Here is a 21,580-nt window from a genome sequence, read left to right as displayed (position 1 = left end):
GATTCCTTTTGCGGTGTCGAACCTTATTCCGCGGCCCACTTCACCCGGCCCTTGTTTTGGCCGTTGCCGGTCGGGACGATCTGGTCGGATTCGATGTCATCGACACTGTCGAGCAGAAGCGCCTCGTCTTCGGTCACCATGGCATCGACACGCGGGTCATAGTAGGCCGCGTCGCCGTTGCCGGATGCAGACCCACCAGCCGGAGCGTTGTCTTTATTGGCCGGGTCGATGAGGCCCAGCCGCTGCGACGGATCCAGGAAGCCGCCCATGAGGTCATGCTCTAGCGACGTGTCGGCGAGGTTCAGGGCATGGCCCATTTCGTGCATCAGGATCGTCAGCAGGTCGTACCGGCCCGAAGCGTCACTGTCGTCCCGCGCTTCGCCGTCCTTCGTGAACTCCTCATCGGCCTGGGCGGTTTCGTCGACGAAATAGCCCATGCCCGCGCCGTCGATGTCCAACGTGATCAGGCCTTCGCCATAGGTCGCCAGCAGGCTGCCATCGAGATCGGCGATGGTCAGGTCTATGCCCTGGAGTTGGGACACCTGCGACTGCGTCAGCCCCATGGTGAGCGTCATCCGCCGGATCGCCTCGTCCATCAGCGCATCTGTTTCCTGCAGGTCGAGAGCGTCGCCGCCCGTTCCGATCTGGCTGGCATGCAGCGTCTCGACCACCTCGATCGCCAGCCGCGCGTCATCCGTCTCTAGCCGGAAGTTGTCGAAGGAAGCAGTGCCATCGAGGGCGATCAGACCCGAAGGCCCGTCGACGCTGACCGCGTTGAAGGCGTGGCTGCCAAAGAGAACCCCGTCGATCGAGACCGCCACGGTCGAGCCGGCAATCAGGAGCGAGAGTTCATAGGTGGCGCCATCGTCGATACCGCCCGGCACGGCAATGGCATAGTCGACCACCCACTTGCCGTTGCCCTCGTAGTGGCCAAGTTCGACAGTGTCAGCCACAGCGTCGAGCACCGCGAATTTGAACCGGGATTCCGATACCAGATCGAAGGCGATTCCCGCCTTGCCACTGGTGCTCACGTCCGCTTTCAAACGCAACTTGGCATTGTCCGACAGCGTGAATGTGCCCTCGGCATAGCTGACCTCCGACGACAGGTCTGTCGCCGCCAGCGCAAAGCCCGCACCGGCATCCACCTCAAAGGCGCCACCGCTCACCGACCAGTCACCCACGGTTACGCCGTCGAAGTAATCGGCCCCGCCGTCTTCGAAGTCCTCCGTTTCGGCATAGGACAGTTCCGGCGGCAGCACTTGCAGCGTCAGGTTGTCGAGTTTTGTGAAGGAGTTGTTCGACCCGGCCCCGATCATGCCCGCGTTCAGACCCACGGGAATGCCATCGGCCATGCGCGGGTCAAAGGTATGTGTGATGGCATTCTTGCCATCCACCAGCAACGTCACCGTGGTGCCGTTGACCGCAACCAGCACGTCATAGAAGGTTTCCGCCTTGAGTTGCATGTTGCCCTGAACATCAACGACCCACCCGGACGCACCGCGGTGACCGATCTGGATCTTGTTGGTGTCAGGATTGATGCCAGCGAACTTGAAGTCCGTCGGTGATTGGTAGTCGAAGATCAGGAAAGCGTTCGAGTCGTATCCCGCCTTATCCTTCGCGGCCGCCATGGACGCCGTGATCTCGAAGTACGTCGGCAGATATGTCGAAACGTGGTAAACGCTCACGCCATCCAGTCCTCTGGCCTCTGGTGCGATCACTGCCTTGCCGGAATCGGTGCTCCAATCGCCACTGTCCGCGGCGAGGGCCACCAGCGCATTGGCGCCGTTGAAGGTTTCCGCGGCCATTACGTCCCGCTTGCCGCCGGGGATGTTGCCGGGTTGCGGATCGTCCGGCGCACCGGTCTGATCCTTCCAGAACGGATCCTGCTGTTTGACAGCGCCGATCTCGCCATAGGGTTCACCATTGCGCGATGCGTCGCCATCGACGATCCGCGTGGTGTCTGCGCCGTCGGCTTCGGACAGATCATACAGATACTGGAAGATCTGCGGTTGTACGTTTCGGCTGATCGTGAAGGCCCCGAAGGGCGCGAAAGGCACGATGTATGAGTTGAACTCACCCACCCAGTCGATCAGGCGATCGCCGCCGGTGTTACCGATCAGGATATCCCGGCCACCACCACCATAGGCGATGTCGGCATAGCTGTCCGCCGTATCGGGGGTGTCATTGGCGCCGCCGGTGTCGTGATCGTCATCGACATTGAGAAGGTCGTCGCCGAAGCCTCCGTAAACGTGGTCGCGACCCGTGCCGCCGACCAGCCAATCATGGCCGAGGTCGCCAAAGATGACGTCATCACCATCCGAAGCCACCGCTGGCCCATCGCCCGTAACCGGATCGGTCGCGGCACCGTCAGCCGGGTCGAAGTTGAGCACGAAGGGCACCGCGCCCGGCGTCGCAGGATCGACAAAGGAGAAGGTGACCGGATCAACCCAGACCTCGGGGCGCGGGTTGAATTCGTCATAGGCCGCGAACTCGTTCGGACGCAGGTTTCCATCGCCATCAACCCCTGTCCCATAGGCCAGGATGTCACCCGGGTTGCCCGGGTTGTCGAAGGTGTAGGGCAGGGGCAGTCCGGCCTCCAGGTACCGCATCGCCTCTGCGCCCGAGATCGCATCAGAGCCATAGCCGCCATGCAGGCTGTCGCTTCCAAGGCCGCCGAAGATGATGTCGTTGTCATTGTTGTCAACATCGGCGGAGTTGTTCACCCGATCCGTCAGCCCCGGAACATCCGTCGCATTCTCCGGGAAGAAAGGCGTCAGATCGACGGTCTTCTTCAGGTAGCCCTCCAGATTGATCGTGGATTGCTGGATTTTGCCGGGGGTCGAGATGAACCGGTTGGTATCGACAAAACCGATGCCATAGATCGCCTCGGAGTGCGTCGACCCACCGGCGCCGCCGGGTGCGTCCTGGTTGCGCGAGGTGTAGATGCGGCCATCGCTGCCGATTACCCCGTCAAGGCCCGTGCCACCCGAAATCCAGTCATTGCCCAAGCCGCCGATAATGTCGTCGTCATCGGCATCGCCGAACAGAGAGTCATCACCGACAAGGCCATAAACGCTGTCGTCGCCGCTTTCGCCGTGAACCTCATCGGCCGCGCCATAGCTGGTCGGGCCAAAGGCGTCGCCCCCTTCGGTGTAGTCCAGCAGGTTTGCGCCACGGATCACGATCCGGTCCGCCCCACGCGACAGTTCGCCCGCGCCGTAGTGCTCGGATGCGACGTCGTCCATCTGGTCATAGGTGAAGGACATGTACGCGCCGGCGGCATCCAAAATGCGGTAGATGTCACCATTGTCGCCCATCACCATATCCGCGTCGCGCGAATGGCGGTCGGCGATCAGGATATCGACCACCTCGTCGCCTTCGCCACTCGGCGCCTCGGTGTACTCGTTGCGGTCCAGCCGCTGGCCGGAACCGCCAAGGATCATGTCCGATCCGATGCCAATATCCACACCGCCGACCATCAAGCCGTAACGCTCAGAGGCGTCGAGGCTGAAGAGCGAGGAGTTGTCGCCGACGATGTCGTCTTGGCCGAGACCACCAAAGATCACGTCGTTGCCACCGTTGCCTTCGATGTAATCGTCATCGTCGTAGACGGTTTCGAAAGAGGCATTGACGTGCAGAACACCGTTGCCGTCGCGGTATGCGTGGACACCATCCATTGCGATGCCGTCCGCGAGGGTTCTGTCGGTGTCGACAGCCGCGGTCGTCAGGTAAGCCATCTGAGAGAAGACACCCTGTACGCCACCGTCACCCTGGATCATATCGTCGCCCAACTGGCCGAAGATGCTGTCCTGCTCGCCGCCACCAGCGATGTAATCATCCCCGAAGAGGCCATTGGTCGCGCCGTTCTGGTCGTGATCAAGGAGTTCGATCTGGAAGTCGCCCCAGACCGCCACGCCGTCGGGATTGGCAAGGGCAGAACCGTCCACCAGCAGCATGCCTTCGACAGCATGACCAGTCGACATTTCACCGGCGTCGACACTGTAGAGTTGCGTGCCGGAAAGCGTGGTGTAACGCGGATCGGTGAAGTCCCCGAGGAAGGCACCCCGGCGGTCCAGTTCGACGTTGTCGCCAAAAATCAGGTCTTTGCCGGCCAGAGCACCCAGCGGGTCATCTCGGGATTCGACGTTGTCTCCGTCGATGACGTCCGCACCGTAGCCGCCAACCATGATGTCCTCATGCTCATCGCCGAAGATCGTGTCGTCGCCGCCGAAGCCGTTTGTGCCGTCCGTGCCCTCTGCGTTTTCGCGGATCGACAGGAACTGCACCTGTCCGCCGATGATCCCGGCAAAGCCATGGTCACCCAGCACGATGTCGTCCTGCGTGCCGCCGAGGATCAGATCGCCCGAAGTGCCCCCCATGATGAGGTCGTTTTCGGAGTTGCCCGATATCGTGTCGGAGGCGCCGCGCTCCTCGCTGGACGAGTTGGCGGTGAAGGCAAAGGTGCGGACGAAACTGTCGAAGCCGCCCTGACCCCAGACCACTTCTCCGTTGTCGCCGAGGATCACGTCGCCGCCATCTTCGGCGCTGTCGGTGGCCAGACTGTGATCGCCGCGGATCAGGTCCGCGCCAAGGCCGCCAAGGATGATGTCCCCGCCTGCGTCGCCGGTGATCGTGTCGTCGGCGGCAAAGATCGGAAGGGTGTTGCTTGCATCCTGCGGATCCTCGCCGGTGTCGAAGGTCCGGATATCGGTGAAGCTTCCGCCGCTGAGGATGATCTCGCCATTATCACCCAAGATGACATCGGCGCCATCCAGCGCGGTCTCGGTGTCGGTGTCGGTGTCGTTGTTGCCGTGGATCAAGTCGCCCGCATAGCCGCCGATGATCCAATCCGCCCCGGCGTTGCCTGATATTTCATCCACGTCGCCCAGACCGTCTTCGAAGCTGCGCACCGATGCGATGGTCACGCCGTCAGCCTCGTAGAGCATTTCGCCATTGTCACCAATCAGCCGGTCCGCACCGTCGATTGCGCCGTCCGGCGTCGCATCGTCGCCGCGGATCACGTCAAGACCGATGCCGCCGAACACTGTGTCGCCGCCGGCAGCACCCTCGATCACGTCGTTGCCGCCGGTCAAATTCGAGGTGTCGCGCGTCGCGACCCGGGACAGCAGCGACAGAGCACCGCCTACCACGGCAAAGTCGATCTCTGCCGTGTCGCCAAAGATCAGGTCGCCGAGGTCGAAGCCTCCCGAGGCAGATGTCTCGTCATCGCCGCGGATCAGGTCGGCATCCGAGCCGCCGACAATCGTATCGGCTCCTGCGTTGCCGGAAATCGTGTCTTTGCCGTCGATGGTTTCCAACACGCCTTCGATGCGCTCGATAGAAGATGTCGTCGGCGCCAGATCGTCGTCGAAGCCATAATCTACACGGCCATGATCACCCAGGATCAAGTCGCCGCCGTCCAGGGGCGATCCGGTCGGAGTAATCTCGTCTCCGGCGATGAGGTCGCCGCCCAAACCGCCGAGGATCGTGTCGCTGCCAAAGCCGCCAGCAATCTCATCTGCCGCGCCAGCGCCGCGATACGTTTCGAGCACGCCCAGCACACCGTCGGTGTAATCTGCAAAGCCCACGTCACCCATGATGACGTCGTCACCCGCGTCGCCGGACAACTCGTCCGAACCCGCGCCGCCGATCAGCAGGTCATTGCCGTCGCCACCGTACACAGTGTCGTCGCCGCCGGTTCCGATCTGGATTGCGAAAACGCCGTCGCGATAGGTTGGTACGATCTCGCCCGGCACGGTCGGGACAGGGTCGACGCCGCCGAGGAAGCTGTTGCGCACCATGCCAAGATCGCCGAAGCCGATATCGTGGCCGGCCCCGAGCGTGATGTCATCGTTGCCTTCGCCGCCCATGACCGTGTCGTTGCCGTCGCCCGTGTCGATCACGTCGTCGTCGCCGTTGCCTGCGATTGCAAGGATCAGTCCAGCCTGCCAGCTGAAACCATCGGCCTGATCTTCGGGGAGTGTCGAGATGCGGAACTTGCTGGTGGCATCAAGTTCCACGGCGAGTTCGGGCAGGATGTCCAGCACCTCGTTGGTGTTGCCCGTGATCAGCATGATCGGGGTTTCAAAGCCGGTACCGTCGTTGATGTCGACGAAGAGACCCGCAAGGCCGATGTCGCCGGTTTCGTACGGATCGAAAACCGTCCCGGCGGATGCGTCTGCGACCGGGAATATATTCTGGTCCGTGTCGATGTTGGTGGGATCGGTAAATTGTCCGTCGACGAAGCCAAGGAAAGCCTCGGGCGCAACCCCCAACCGCGTCACGATCGAACCGAAGCCGCCAAAGATGTTGACCGGGGTGGGGTCGGTATCTCCGTTCAGAAGGAAGGACATCGCGTTGAAGTAATCCACCCGGCCAAGGTCGCCGAAGACGATGTCGTCGCCTGCCGCTGTGGTGATTGTGTCCGATCCCTCGCCGCCGAAAACCACAATGCCGCGGTCGCCGGTTGCGCTCAGTTGGTCTTCGCCGCCTTGCAAGTCAACCGAAAGCGCACCGTCCGCCGGATCGACGATCTCCCATCCGATGCCAACGGCACTCCCATCCAGCGTGATCGGGTCGTCCAGTTCGAGCGTGTCGCCCGAAGAGCCGGTAATCCAGCGTTCGATGACCTGGGTTTCCCCATCGGCCTCGATGGTCAGGATCAGCTTTTGGCCGAGGTAGAAGTCGTCTGGCTGGCCCGGATCGGTGTCGAGTGTGAAGAGCGTTTCGTAGCCATTGCCGGAGGATGGGTTTTCCACGCTGTAGGTGGTCCCGCTCAGCAGGCTTTGATCCGTGGTCAGCAGGTTGACGGTGACGGTGTCGCCGACCGGCGCCCCCACCAGCGAGTTGCCCGGCAAAAGCGTCGGATCCACGGGAACCTCGGTGCCGGTGCGGATGATGGTGCGGGTCTCGTATCCATCGGACCGCGTTCCAGTCCCGATTACGTTGAGGTTATTGTAACCAACACCCAGCGTGATATCGACCACTTCAAGCTCGCCATAGGTGATGCCACCTTGGCGCGCGCGTTCTCCGATAACGGTGTCAGGCCCCATGTTGAAGCCGAACAGCCGATTGGACGTCAACGTGCCGGAACTGTCGGCCGGGCTGTCGTCGTCCTTGACGAAGAGCACATCAACCGAAACCAACTCGTTGACGAAGAAATTGAGGCTTTCGGAGGTCAGCGAATAGCGGTTGATCGGATCGTCCAGCGAGCTTTCCGGCGTGTCTACCTCTGCCGGGTATCCGGCGTTATTGGGGTCATTGGCATCTGCCGGATCAAAGCTCTGGAACTTGGCGAGCGGCCCAACCGGTGAAAGGTCATAGGGCGCGTTCAGGTGCAGGGTCACTGTATTGTCACCGTTGATGGTGACGTCGGTGATCAGGCGGAATTGGTCGACGACCTCGGGTGCGGCGGGCGCGCGGGTGATTTCCAGCGTCTTGCCGATCAAAGCTTCGATTTCGTCGAGAGTGGCGGCACTGCCGGGGTAGCCCGCATCTCCTGGTTCGAGATCATCCGGGTTCGAGCGAAGGCGCAGGTCGATCATGACCTCGGCGGTCAGGTCGTCGCGGTTGATCGTCAGGGAGGGGCTGGCGTCGCTGTTGTCGATGGCTGCTTGGTCAAAGTCGCCGACCGGCGCCTTTACGTTGGTTTCGCCGGGCAACATCAGTGGATCGGCAAGGCCGAAGAGGGAACCATTGCCACCCGCGCCGTCCACGACAACCGGGCCAAGAATTTGCGCCAGCGTTGCGGGTGAGGGGGCAAAGACCTGAGTGTCGTCGCCATCGACAACGGCATCGTCGACTGCGGACACGAAAATGATGGCCGGGCTATCCCAGTTGGTGTCGTTGAAGCTGAGGGTGAACTCCATCACCGGATCGCCAGCCTCGTCGAACAACAGGTTGCCACTATCGTCCATCGCCTGCGTCTTGGTCGGTACGAACAGGATTCCGTCCTGGAAGACCGCAGTGATCTCTACCTGGATGTTGTCGTAGCGGAGTCCACCCGTCTTGGTCGTCTTGGTGATGATCTCGGACAGGTTGATGTCCACCGAGCCACTGATCGGGGCCGAAGTCAGGCGCAGTTCATAGGCATCACCCGGTCCACCTTCGATCACGTCGGTACGGCCCTGCGTTTCCCGGACCAGCAGGGTTGGCGCGTCATCGTCCGCGATGCGGACGAGCACCGAACCGCCAAAGGCTTCCTGATAGGTGATCTGTTCGTAATCGTACTGGATCTCGACCGTGCCGGAGACTTCGACGATGTCGTCACCGTCATAGAACAGGATCTGGTTGGATCCTTCGATCAGCCGGTAATGCAGCCCGGTCGCCTGAACGATCTCGTCGTAGACCGGCACATCGACTGTGTTCAGCTTGACGTGGGTGATGCTCGTTGGTTCGAAGGTTGTCCCCACAGAACTCTGCGGATTGGTGGCATCAAGCTCCAGCATCAGCGTCTCGCTGCCGCCGTCCGTGGCAGCAATGCCCGAGAAGTTGGAGAAGCTGAAGTTGATCTGCGCGGTATGGGCGCCTTCGCGTTCCTGGTCGTCCACCGCCCAGACCTCGACCAGGTGCGAGAGCGTGCCGCTGTCGTAGTTCAGCGAGGTGAGGGCCGTGCCGGCCGGTCCATCGCCCAGCGCGACGACCTTGATCTGGCTGGCGTCGTAGTCGAGGTCCATCGTCATAGACTGACCGCCGGTCAGTGGCTGGGTCAGCGACAGCGTCAGCACGTCGCCTTCGCCGTTCTGGTTGCCGTCCGCACCCTCGATCACAGCGGTTATGGTGTTATTGCTGGTCCCGGTATCGATCGTGCCATCGCCGTTCAGATCGCTGGTCTGGTCGATGATCAGGCCTGGTTTGTCGTTGTCGTTGATCAGGACTTCGACGACTTGGCTGTTCAACCCTTCGTAGCGGTTGATCCGGAAAACGGAATCCGAGTCCGGATCGATCGACCAGATGCTGTTGAGCGTCAGTTCCTCACCATCGGTGCCCAGGATCAGCATTTCCTGTCCGGCCCCGGTTCCGCCGATGATCTGCAGGGTGAAGCCGGTCAGATCACCGTAGGTTGCTTCGAAGTCCAGCGCGGCGCCGCTGCTGTCCTTGCCAGTAAAGATCGTGCGGTCGTCAAAGATCTCCTCGGCCTTCATCTCGACCGACGCGGCATGCGTACCGGTGATCGAGTCGTCGAGGCGGATGTTGAAGACCGTGTTTTCGGAGCCGCCGACCGTCGGGACCTTTCCGTCGTCCCAAGGCTTGCTCAGCGTCAGCACGTAGTTTGCCCCGTCGAGCGCCACGCCGGTAATAAACCGGAAGTCCCCGAAGCTCTCGCCTTCCACGATGGAGATCGTCTTGCCGAGCAATTCGTTCTGCGCCATTCCAAGCGGCTTGATGGTCATCGTCCCGGCGACATTGTCGACCGCAACCAGATCACCGGCGGACTCGTCCCCTTGAACCGTCCGTCCGGCGCTGAAGGTATGGGTGATCACCGCGTTCACGGGCCCTTCGTACGCGGTGTCGTCAAAGTCGAAGTTCTCCGGATCGGCAAAGGTTTCGCCGGCGATGTCCTGACGGGTAAAGAGCCCGCCGGGGTAGTCGTTCATCACGCCATCGGCGATTACCTGCACGGTCTGCGCCAGGTTCCAGTTGGCTGCGGTGAACTTCAGCACCACCGAGGACCCGTCGCCCCGGGTTGTCGCGTCGGGATGTGTGCTGTCGACACGGAAGGCGTAGGTCCCTTGCTGCCGCTGGCTGGGGCTGGGAAGCGGTGCGCCGATGGTGACAAAGACATCTTCGGTCGGGGCCTTGGTCAGGCGCACCGTGTAGGTGTCCCCTGTCGCGTCGCCCTCGGTGACGATGGTGGAACCCTGCGTTTCGGTCAGGATGGCGAAAGGTATCTCGTTATCAGCCACGTTGGCCGAAATGCCGAAAACGGTCTGACCATCATAGCGAACGTCGCCACCCGCCGTCATCTCGTGCGTGATGATGCCGGAATGCCCCCGGAAATCATTGGACACGACCGGCGGCGTCTCTCCGCTGGTAAAGAAGGTGTCGTCGCCCAGCCCGCCGAAGAGTTCGGTCAATACCGTCTCAAGAGTGGATTGCAGGAAGAAACGGTCGTTGCCCTCGGCACCGTCGATGCGCAGGCTCTCGATGTTGACGAAATTGACGTTCAACCCGGCGCCAAAGACACCATCGTCGGTGATGACGAAATCATCGCCGAATTCCGTCCCGATCACGATCAAAGTGTCGAAGCCGTCGCCGCCGTTGATATTCACCGGGGCGTTCACCGCGTAGCGAACGGTGTCGGCGCCGTCACCACCGGTCAGATCGGTGCGTTCGCGCTGTGGCTCCTGCGATCCGACAAGCGCAAAGGCACGCACCTCGAAGATATCATCGCCCGCCTCGCCGTTCAGCGTCAGCACTGCCTTGTTATGATAGACGGTAAAGTTGTCGTCGCCGATACCGCCGTTGATGGTCATCGGGAAACTGATGCCATTCGACAGCCAGCCGCGTGTGACCTCGATGGTGGCAAAGAAGTCCTCGGTGGCGATACCAGTCGGGATGCCGTTCTCTTCCTCGTTGACAAATCGTGCCTCGCGGAACAACTGCCCGATCTGGAAGCTGTCATCGCCGCTGTCGCCATAGATGGTGATCTCTGCCGCGGTATCGTCCGACGCAAATATGTCGTCGCCCGCACCGCCAGAGATGATGATCCGCTCCAGCGTTTTGTCATAGTTGACCCGTTCGACATTGAACGGACCGTTCAAGTTGGCGATGAAGGCGTTGTTACCGGATGTGTCGGAACGCAGCAGGATATGGTCGGCCCGGTCCGTGCCGTTGACCTCCAGCACGTCCACGTCGGACGACGAGATGCCGCCATCGGAAATCTCGATATGGCTTTCGGTCGTGCCGCCCGACAGATTCACCCGGTAGGTATCGCTGCCGTCGCCGCCATTGACGGAATCCGCCCCCTGAGCGGAGATCAGAACGTCTGCGCCGCCATCGCCAAAGGCGGTGTCCGCCCCCGTGCCGCCGTCAAGAACGTCGTTATCTTCGTTGCCGCGCAGGAAGTCGGCCTGTCCTTCACCCAGCAGCGTGTCGTTGCCTGTGCCACCCTCGGCCGAGTCCGCCCCGGACCCCAAGTAGGCGAGATCATCGCCCGCACCTGCAAGCACGGTGTCGTTGCCTTCCTGTGCGAAGATCAGGTCATCGTCCGCCCCGCCAGTGATGCTGTCTGACGCGCCGCCCGAAGCCAGCGCGATGCGCTGTGCCAATTGCACGATGTCGCTGGAGTTGTTCAGCGCACTCATGTTGCTCAGCAGATCGTTCTGCGGAACGGTCAGCAGCGATTGCAGGATGCCGCCGATGTCGCCAAGGATCAGGTCCGCGCCATCGCCGCCAGAGATCGTATCGAACCCGGCGCCGCCAAAGATCGCATCGGCCCCGGTACCGCCGATGACGTCATCGTTGCCGCCCGACGCAAAAACAACGTCATTGCCGGCCCCGGCATCGATGGTGTCCTTTTCGCCCTCGTTCAGCTTGTCCGTCTTGGTTACGCCACCCTCGTGCAGGGCGTAGATGTTGGAGAGTATCTTTTGACCCGCCGTCAGGAACTTGATTTCACCACCATCACCGAGGATCAGGTCATTGCCGTCGCCGCCGAGGATGGAATCCTGACCGCCGCCGCCGATCACGATGTCGTCGCCGCCGCCGCCGCTCACAGTGTCCCGACCCGCGTTTCCGAGCAGGTTGACCTTCAGGCTGTTGGTGTAAAAGTCGACCTGATCGCCTAGCACGAGGTCCGCAGCGCCGCCGCCGTCGACACTGTCATTGCCTGCGCCACCCTCGACGAGGTCACGCCCGCCGGAGCCGATGATCGTGTCGTTGCCCAGCCCGCCGATCAGACGGTTGAAAGTGGTGTTGCTGCCGGTGCCGCCACCGGAGAACTCGATGCGGTCGTTACCGATGCCGCCTTCGACATCAAAGAACACCTCGTCGCCGTCCCAGCCGATGAAGTACACCTCGTCGTCACCGGAACCGGCCCGCACGACCAGAGAGGACCCCGCCTTGATCTTGTAGCTGAACTTGTTGCCACTGAAGGGGCTGTCTTCGCCAAAGCCGTTCGGGTTCGTATAGACATTGACGTTGTAGTAGCCGTTGTCGATCGGGCCGTCCTTCTCGATGTAGACGACCTCGCCAAAGTCGGTGGCATCTCCCAGAAGACGCTGTTCCGCAAAATCGCCAACATTGATGATGAGATCGCCGTTGTCGGCCTCGGAGGCGACGACCGGCGGCCTGAAGAAGTCTATCTCGAAGTCGAGGATGGTGATCGGGTCGACCAGGTCCCATTCCTTGTCCACCTCGAAGAAGCCGAAGTCTATCTTGAGGAAGGCAAACAGCCGGGCAAAGATTTCCCCGGTCACATCAAAAATAGCCAGCGGTGCCAGCAGCTTTTCGCCGTCGCTGGGCGCCCGGAGCTGGTTGGTGAAGTTCGACGCCAATTCCGTGATGCGCACTTTGCCATCGTTGTCCGGGTCGAACAGGTCGAACATGATTTCAATGAAGAGACCGCCCGCCACGCCTGCGCGCGCGATGCCCAGATTCAGTTCCGCCGCCGCGGTAATACCGCCCAGGAAGGTCAGTTCAGGCACGTCCGCACCCGAGCCATCGGGGTTTTCCGTGTCGGAGATGAACAACCCGTTGAACAGCAGCAGGGGGTTGCGGAAATCGCTGTCAACAAAATCGGAAATACCCTGGGTGTCGTATCCGAAGGCGAAGTCGGCGGTGAATTCGACGATAAGGCCCAGCGAAACGCCGAGCGGTCCGAAGATCGAGAAGAAGAAGTTCTGCTCGAACCCGACGATCAGTGGATCGAGGTCAAAGGTCACCAGCGTCGCGGGGTTGCCCATCAGCAGACCGAAGATCTGCGCCGGATCCTCGATGATCGGGAAGGCGAAGGAACCGCCTGCCTTGAGCTTGGTCACCGTTTTCGCGGCTTTCTTGTCCTTGTCTCCTCCGGTTGTCGTCGCATCGTCCAGATTGCTGAGGAAGGTCGCCGCCGCCGCGTCGAAGGCGCCCGCCGCGTCACGTTCGTTGAACATCTCCGACCCGCTGAACCCGTCGGCAAAGGGGTTGTCCCCGGCATCGCCGCCAGAAACCGCGTCATAGATCACAAAGTCACCAATCGGGATGATCAGGTCCAGATCGCCGCCGTCTCGCAGAGCGGCAATGTCGTTGATGAGTGTGATGACCTCGGCCAGTGTCTCGATCAGGCCGGGATCGAAGTCGCCCAAGGCCGCAGCCAGGTCCAGCATGGTGAGGTCGACGCCGAAGACGTCCACCAGCGGGATCGGCGCGGTCAGGAAGTCGATAAATGGCTGGAGCGGTGCGGTGTATTCCGCGACCGCATCCACGATCGGGCCAAGCACGTCCGTCACGAACTCGCCAAGGTTCAGGCCGACGTCACCGAAGGCCAGGTACTTGATACCCACGTCCATCTCGGCCAAGTCCGTCGACCCGCCGATCAGGTTGTAGGTGTCGCTGAACGTCCAGAGGAAGTCGAACCCTGCCTCGACCGAGGGGAAGCCATTGGCCAGTGCCGCGCCAACCAAGTCCTCGTCGAGGCCAAGCACAAGGTCCAACGCCGCCGCGGCGGTCACGTCAATGCTCATGTTCAGACCGATACCGCCAAGCTCGGTCATGCCGATCTGGTCGGCAGCTACCCCGCCGAGCAAGATGTCGAGCCCGACATTGGCGGTCAGCCCGGTTTCCATTCCCTCCCATTGGGTGCCGACCAGTCCGCTACCGGCCAGCCCGCTGTCGCGATCGGTTGCCGTCAGACCGAGGAAGCCAAGCTTCCCGCTGATCGAAGTTCCTTCCTCGAGTCGCGCCTGCGCCTCGAAATAGACATCGTCCTCGGCTTCGTCGAAGTCGAAGTAGAACCCCTTTTGCGCCGATAGGCCAAAGCCCAGCCCGATGCCCCAGTCGATCAGGAATTGGATCGCGCCGGTGGTTTCGAGCCCAAGGCCGGGAATGCCGATGTCGAAGGCAAGCGGCACATTGGCCACTTCCTCGAAATCGTCCGTGCCAAGGTCGAAGTTCCAGGAAATATCGGCCAGGCTGAAATCACCGGTATCCAGTGCGTCCTGATAGCCTTGGGCATTGAGCAGGATGTAGTCGCCCGCACCACCGTTACCGGTCTGGTCGGCGGGGTCCAGTTCCTTGAGCAGGTCGAGACCGTTCGGCCCCAGCAGGTCAAAGATCAGCTTGGAAATGATGTTCTTGTCGGGATCGGCGAAGTCATCCGCAGCATCCTCGATCGCGTCAAGCGCGATCCGCAGGTTGCCGACAAAGCCCTCGCGGAAGTCGCCGATGAAGTTTGCGGCATCGCCGAAGCCTTCACCCACGATGGGAAGGTCCAGATCGGCCAACTCGCCGAAGATATTTTCCTCGAGCAGGCCGAGGAACAGGTCGAACCCGTCAACCGCCAGCCGGATGTTGTCGAAGATCGACAGTTCGGAAAAGTCGAAGGTAGTGAAGTAGGATGTCAACTGCGACACGTCGATCACGACGTCCGTGGTGGCCGGTGCCGGGTCGGTGTCCGACGTGAGCACCTTCAACGCGGACAGCCCGGTTGTGGCAAAGCTGTCAAGCGCCCCGTAGTCCGCCCCGGTTCCGCCGTTCTCGTCACCGTAGGTGGTGCCGATCAGGATATCGCCGATATGATTGCTGTCAGTCGGGAAGAAGACCGGCAAGCGGCCCGAGATTTCGCCATAGGCGCCACTGTTGATACCATCGAGCGAGAAGGCCGAGGTCAAAGCCACATCGCCTTTGACCAGATCCTCGAGCGACAACCGCCCGTCGGTGAACACGCCACCCTGCGTGGACAGGACCGCACCGGCGTTGATCGCGATTTCCGCAAGGTCAGAACCATTGTTGCCGATTGCAAGTGCGAGCGGGCCGAGCCCCGCATTGAAGGCAAGGTTGCTTCCAGACGCACCGATCGAAGCGGCGAGTCCGGTCTCTTCGAGAAGATAGAAGGTGTCGGCGATGGTGGTCGTATCATCGTTGTCGGTGACGGCGGTCGCCAGTTCGCCCAGATCGATCCCGAGGCCGATGTTCAGGAAAATGCCGCCGTTCGCCGCCAAACCGGCAGAGCCGGAGAAATTGATCGGACCGATGTCGCCTAGCGCATCGAACAGGTCGTCGGCAAAGGGCAGGTCGGACAGGCCCACATTGATCGCTTCCGAAAAGGCCGCGCCGATGTTGAGCGAGAAGGTCAGCATCTCCTGACCGTTGGAGGTCTCGTATCCGATGGTGAAGGCCTGGTCCGGAGCATCGTCTCCTCCGCCAGTGCCATAGGCCAGATCATAGGCCTCTTCGAGGGTGTCCGCGCTCAGTCCGATTGCATCATTCAGCGCGTCCTCGACGAATTGCAGGCTACCCGCCGGGTTGGCGCGCAGGCCTTCGACGAAATCCCGCAAATCGTCAGCAAGCGAGAAAAGATCATGCAGCGACTTGTCGATCACTGGCAGCTTCACGTCCAGGAATTCGAAGCCTTCGATCTCGGCAAGTGCATCGGCCAGCATCACCAAGGCGTCCAGAAGCGTGTCGAGATCGAACGAGCCAAAGCCCACGTCCGACAGCGCGCCAAAGTCCGGCAGGTTGACATTGACGGAGGGACGCAAAGTGATGTCGTCAAAGTCGGTCAGCACATCCGAGGCCGTCAGGGCCGTGACATCGGCTCCGGAGATCTTGACGAAACTGTCTGTCACCAAATTCACGGTGGTCAGGTCCGTGCCGCCCGAATAGCTGGTCGACTCGATCTTGGCCTCGAACACGGTGGGTTCGGTCTGTCCGCTTGCCACCGGTTGTTCGAAGCGCAGAGTTGCGCCGACGGGCAACAGGTCTGTGAAGTCCTTGCCGATGACGAAGGTATCGCCATCTGTGATGTCGAAACCGCCGGCCGCATCGAACCGCGTCTGCATAAACGGATCGCCCAGCGCAATCAGCTCGATCGAGGCGCCGATGCTGGTGTTCCCATCAAGCAATGCATCGGCAATGGCTTGGAAGCCCGACGAGCCGCCAGCCAACGACAGGTCAAGCGCCGCCTCACCAAAGTTCGGGCCGGGCGTGGCGGTCAATTCGGGGAAGACGAAGAGATCGAAAAGCGCCGAAACCCCGTCAGTTCTTGCCGCGTCGATGACGTCGACCACTTCACCAAGCGTGACGATTCCGTCTTCGGCGGGCGCACCGGCACCGGCGTTGAATCCAAGGCTCAATTCGGCCCCGAACGTCGCTTCGCCGTTCAGTTCAACCCCGACGAAGCCCAGCGATGCGCTGGCGTCGATGCCGGTCTTGATGATTGCCTTGCCACCCGACTGGTCGGTCTCGCCAACGTCGACCGCGGCACCGCTGGTCGCAACAATTCGCACACCGTCGACGCTGTTGCCGTCGAGTGTTCCGGACGCGACTTCCTTGATCTTGTAGGTGCCCGCAGCGATGCCTGCCACATCCAGTATTTCGATCTCAAGCCACTCCGCCAAAGTGGTGCCTTCGACGTAGTCTCGCAGGTCCAGCGATGCGGAGAACAGGATGTCATCGCCGGCGAGTTGCAGATCACTGACCAGCCGACCGGCCTGGGCAGTGAACTCCAGCGAGGCGAGGTCGCTTTGAGTTGCGCCCATGGGCACGTCCGACTTGATGAAGAACCGGTCGATCAGACGGATTCCGCCGATGTCGGCACCCTGAACGATGCCGTCGGCCACATCGTCCGGGTCGGTCGGGTTCACGTCGGTCCCGATAAGGCCAAGGTCAACGGCCGTGGGTGACCCGTTGATCGCCGTCAAACCCTTGAGGGTATAGGTGCCGTCGGCGATCTTGACCGATATGCTTTTCCCTTCCTCGTTCTGAGGAGTGGACAGGTCATCCGGCGTCAGGAACACGGCGTAATCGTCTGCCGGGTCTCCGGTGACATCCCCGGGCGTCAAGCCAAGTTCGTTCTCGATGGCGTCGGCGATGGCGTCCAGCGCACCCTGGATGTCGGTGGCTCCGTCGAAGGAAACCTTGATGAGCGTATCGTCCGGGGAGCCAGTGTCGTCCACCGTCATCAAAAGGTCAGCGCTGTCGGCAACAAGCGTTGTGTCGAAGCCAAGTTCCGGCAACGCGCTGGTCAATTCCATGTTCGTGTAGGCCGATCCTTCGGTCAGCGACAAGACGAGGCGCGTCCCTTGGAAGGCTGCGGTCACGTCACCGGACAGGTCCACAAATGGCGGGTTATTGGGGTCGGGCACCGGAACGGTCGGGTCCAGTGCTTCTTGCAGCGCCGCCTTTACATCTGCGACGAGACTGACCACGGAGCTGTTGATCGAAATAAGCTGCCCGTTCTGAACGGATAGGGTCGCTGTCTTCGGAATCGTGATGTCGTAGACAGTGCCGTCCAGGTCGAGCTGGAAAACGAGAGCCTCGGAAATCACCCCAGCCGCAGCGAACGGCTTGATCGCTCCGGCGGCGGTCAGCGCGGCATCCGTGCTGGAGCCGGTATTCCACAATCCGAGTAGGGCTGCCGCGGGATCGGTCGAAAAGCCTGCGGCCGTATTGTCGATCTCCATCGTGTAGGTCGCGGCGCCGCCAGTGTAGGTAAAGGTCAGGCGGGCGTAATCCGTGATCGCCGGGGTGGCAGTTGGCGGGGTTTCGTCAACAAAGGACGCCGTTATGCTGCTTGGCAGATCGGCATTGATCTGCGCCAAAAGAGCGGTTCGGTAGGCAGCGAAGTTGGCCGAGGTGGCGTTCTTCAGGTCGATATCGTTCAGATCCACGGCAAAGGTCTGGTCGGCGCCGCCGTCCTCGGTCAGGATCAGGGTGAACGCCATGTCCGTCTGCGCCACCGGCGCAACATCTGCCGTGATCGCCTTTTCCTGCTTCTGCGAAACGCCGATATCCGTCAGCAGGGTCGTCAGTTCCAAATTGCCGGCCGGTCCGGGAAGACCGCCGCCGCCGGACCCTGTCGACAGGTCAAAGCCCAGCCCGAGATCAAGCGACGCCCCACCAGAAATCACCAGCCGGGAGGTCGAGTTGATGTTCAACAGCGTGCCAAGGTCGAGTTCGAAATCGGTCGGTATCTCGACGTCGAACAGGTTGGACCCGCCGATGCTGATGTCATAGAGCAGTTGGTCGCTGGTTTCGTCGTAGAATGAGGACAGGTCGCTTGCGTTGAAACCGACGGCGTCCAGCACACCGATGTCGTCCAGCCTTACCAGGAAGTCCTGAATGGACTTGAAGGTCGGAGCGTTGAACCGGTCAATCAGCTTGGCGACGTCGTCGCCAATTCCGGTGTTGTCGTCGAGCGCGCTTTCCAGAAGTTCGAACTTGCCGTCGAACTTGCCCCCGCCGCTCAGGTTCACCCGGATCGTCGCCAGCAGCGCCCCGGTAAGTGCAAGATCACCCGCCAGCGCCCCAAGAGTCGCCCCGTTGAAGGACATGCCGTCCGTCAGAACGCCATTGCCCGTGGACAGACCCAGGCTGCCAAGCTCGGCCCCGTCCAGAATGTCGATCGAGGTGATGGAATCGTTCAGGAAGCGCAGGAAGAACTGGTCGCCCGCGCCTTCGAACCGCAGATAGGCATCGAGTCCGGAGGCAAGCAGGGAGTTGTTGAGGTCGGTCACGAGGCGGTCGGTATCGTCTTTCACCCCATCGCCGCCGTAGTCGTAGAGCAGCGCGTTCGAGACGACCTGCCCGATGCGGGTCACGTCATCCAAAGCCCCTTCGAGGAAGGGAATGTCGATGCCCGAAAGCAGGTCGCTGTCGGCCGTGTCCTGCAGCCAGAGCACGAAATCCGCGACGGCGCGGACAATTTCGGTGGGGCTGAGGTTGTTGAAATCGAGGAAGGCCTGTTCTACGCCACCGGTGAATGTGACAGTCGGCGGAGTGCCGTCGAAAGTACCGGTAACGCCGATGTCGAGTGTTCCCGCAATCAGTCCAGCGTCCGCAGTAAGGTTCAGTGCGACCGAATAACCATGCTGGCCCGCACCCTGGAAGGCGAAGGTGTCAGTGCCAAAATCGTAGTCGAAGCCACCCAAAGTCAGGCCGAGTTCTGTCAGCAGAGCCGCCGCCGAGGTCGCGTCGGAGAATACTACGGAACCGTCGTCGACCAGCGCGATATCCAGCATCACGTCGCCTGTTGCGGTTCCTTGGATCACGCCGACGCTGGCGGTGGCGGTGACCGCGTTGGGGCCTGTCGCCTCAATCTCGGCGCCCAGCCCGAATTCGTCAATGGCCCCGGAGAAGGTCACATCCGCCAGATTGGAAGCATCGATTGTGAGGTTTGCATCAAAGGCGAAACCGGCAGCAAGCTGAAGCTTCGCGGCAGCATCGAAGGACAGGCCCAGAGCATCCGCATTCGCACCGAAATCGAAGGCGAATTCTGTCCTCCGGGAAGCTTCGAAATCGAAGTCGAGCAACAGCGTCGTCGCATCTTGGATTGACAGGTTCACGTCGTCGAAGCCGAAGGTCAAATCCCCAAGCGACGTCAGCCTGTTGGTGATCTGGTCAAGCGTCAGGGTAACGTATTCCGTCGGATCGAACCCCAGCAGTGAGGCCGCAAGGTTATTGGCGTTACCGTCAGATGCCCGCACGCGGACCTGCTCGACGGTATCTGAAACCGCCTGGAAGGCGATCCGGCCCGCGGTGACGGTCGGCACAACCAGACCGGACAGGTCGGTCGCGGAAATTGCAGCAGTGACGAGCGAGTTCAGCGCTGTCAGACCTTTTGTCGGATCACCGCCGATCTCTGCCAGCAGGTCAGCCCGGGAGATGCTGAAAGTGGTCGCAATGGGCGATCCGTCGATCGTGCCTTCGACCGTGAAGCCGAAGAAGGCCGCGACGTTGCCTGTCAGTTGCGTGTTCAGATTGTCCCCGGTCGTTGCGATGACGCTCATCGCGGCCGGCGCAATGCCCTCGACCACGGTGGTCGCGGCAGCAATCGCATCCTCGATCTCGGATACGGTCAGGCCGTCGGCGACGCGGTCTTGTATCTGTTTGAGGATCTGGGCGCGCGCGTTGTCGATAGTGTCATACAGGTCCAGTGCGCGCGCCAGCGTCACGTCCGCCTGTCCAACGAGGTTCGACCCTCCGATCAGCGGCAAGGCCGAGATCAGGTCAAGCGTGTCACCTGCGGTTTCCAGGACGCCGGCAATCGTGCCAAACACCTCGTCCACTGCGGCGATGACGTTGGTTGCGTCCAGCACGATGCTATCGCCGGTGATGGAGCTGAATTCTGACAGCGGTTGCAGGTCGGCCACGCCAATGGTCGAGCCGTTGAACTGTGTTGTGACCTGATCACCGATCACTGTCGTGGTATAGGATCCGGGCGGCAGGGCCTGAACGGCAGGCAGGTCGATTTCCAGCACGTCCGCGCCGATGCCCGCGTCGATATCGAGCGTGCCGTAATCCTCTCCCAGCGAAATCGTGTCATCGCCCGAGCCCGCGACAATGGTCAGGATCCCGTCCAGATGCGTCCCGGCAATCCCGCTGATCGCGATCTCGTCCGCACCACCTTCGAGGTTTATTGTTACTGAAGTCGTGGAGGCAGCGACGCCAAAATTGTGCGTCTCGATCCCCGGACCATCGAGCGTGAATGTATCGACGCCCATCGAGCTGGAGGTAAAGACGAGCGTGAGCCCGGTGTTGTTCCCGCCGCCAAGGTTGAACACCAACTCCGTCGCGGTGGTTCCCGTGGTATCCACCGGCTCCATGCCGGTATAGAGCGTCGTCAGACCGCCCACTGTAATGCCGCCAGCATCGGGGGCTGTCGGCGTGAAAATAACCGGCAACCCTCCGGTGTTCACTTCGATCACGTCGAAGCCACCGGCGCCGCCTTCAAGCCCGCCCGTCGACTGGCTGCCGCTGGAGAGACGGAAGATATCCGAGTTGTCGGCTCCGCCGGTCAGGGTTTCCACGCTTTCGAAGTTCAGCCCTTCGACCGAGCCCGCATCGATCCCGTCGACGATCCAGGTCGCGTCAAAATTGTCGGTGCCGATGATCTGGTCATTGCCCGCACCGCCGGAAAACCAGATGCCGCCAGGAAAAATGTAGCTTCCGGCCGTATCCATGCGCAGAACATCGTCTTCGTCCGTGCCATCGATCTCGACTGCTGAGGTTTCCGCCCGGGCGCGCTCGGCAACCAAAGTGCCGGTCATGGTGTCATGGACCTGGATCATGTCCGTCGCAACGTCGAGCGACAGGGTCAGGTCGTTCTGATCGGCCATCATCGCCACGGCGAATGGCGCAAGATCAGCCGACAGAAGGATTCGAGGTTCCAGCGGCTCGACCTCGGCTTTGAGATCCTGTTTTCGAGCCTTGGGCTTGGTCAGGACCGCTGCGAGGGAGGTGCTTCTCAACAAGGGTTTAGCCACCGCCTTTGAGGCTTGGCTCATTGGTGGCATTGCGCCCGACGACCCTTGTGACTCACGAAGGTCGAAACACGGCATCGGACGGAATCTACGCATCACAAATCCCCTTGAACCGAACAACGCGCCGTTTGCCGAAGCAATCGAATGCGTTTCGGTTCTCATCGATTTCCTGGAAA

At 61.3% G+C, this 21,580-nt stretch carries 1 protein-coding gene; it reads right to left on the bottom strand.

What is annotated here, in order from left to right; all coding sequences use genetic code 11:
* Positions 1–23 precede the first annotated feature (23 nt).
* Positions 24–21,392, bottom strand: a complete 21,369-nt coding sequence (locus tag ACTXGA_RS09300; RefSeq protein ID WP_443392968.1) for an LEPR-XLL domain-containing protein — start codon at positions 21,390–21,392, stop codon at positions 24–26.
* Between the last annotated feature and the right edge of the window lie 188 nt (positions 21,393–21,580).

This window comes from Antarctobacter jejuensis (assembly GCF_052266595.1).
GTDB lineage: Bacteria > Pseudomonadota > Alphaproteobacteria > Rhodobacterales > Rhodobacteraceae > Antarctobacter > Antarctobacter jejuensis.
The sequence above is the reverse complement of the archived record's forward strand: the minus strand, read 5'-3'. Positions and strand labels throughout refer to the sequence as shown.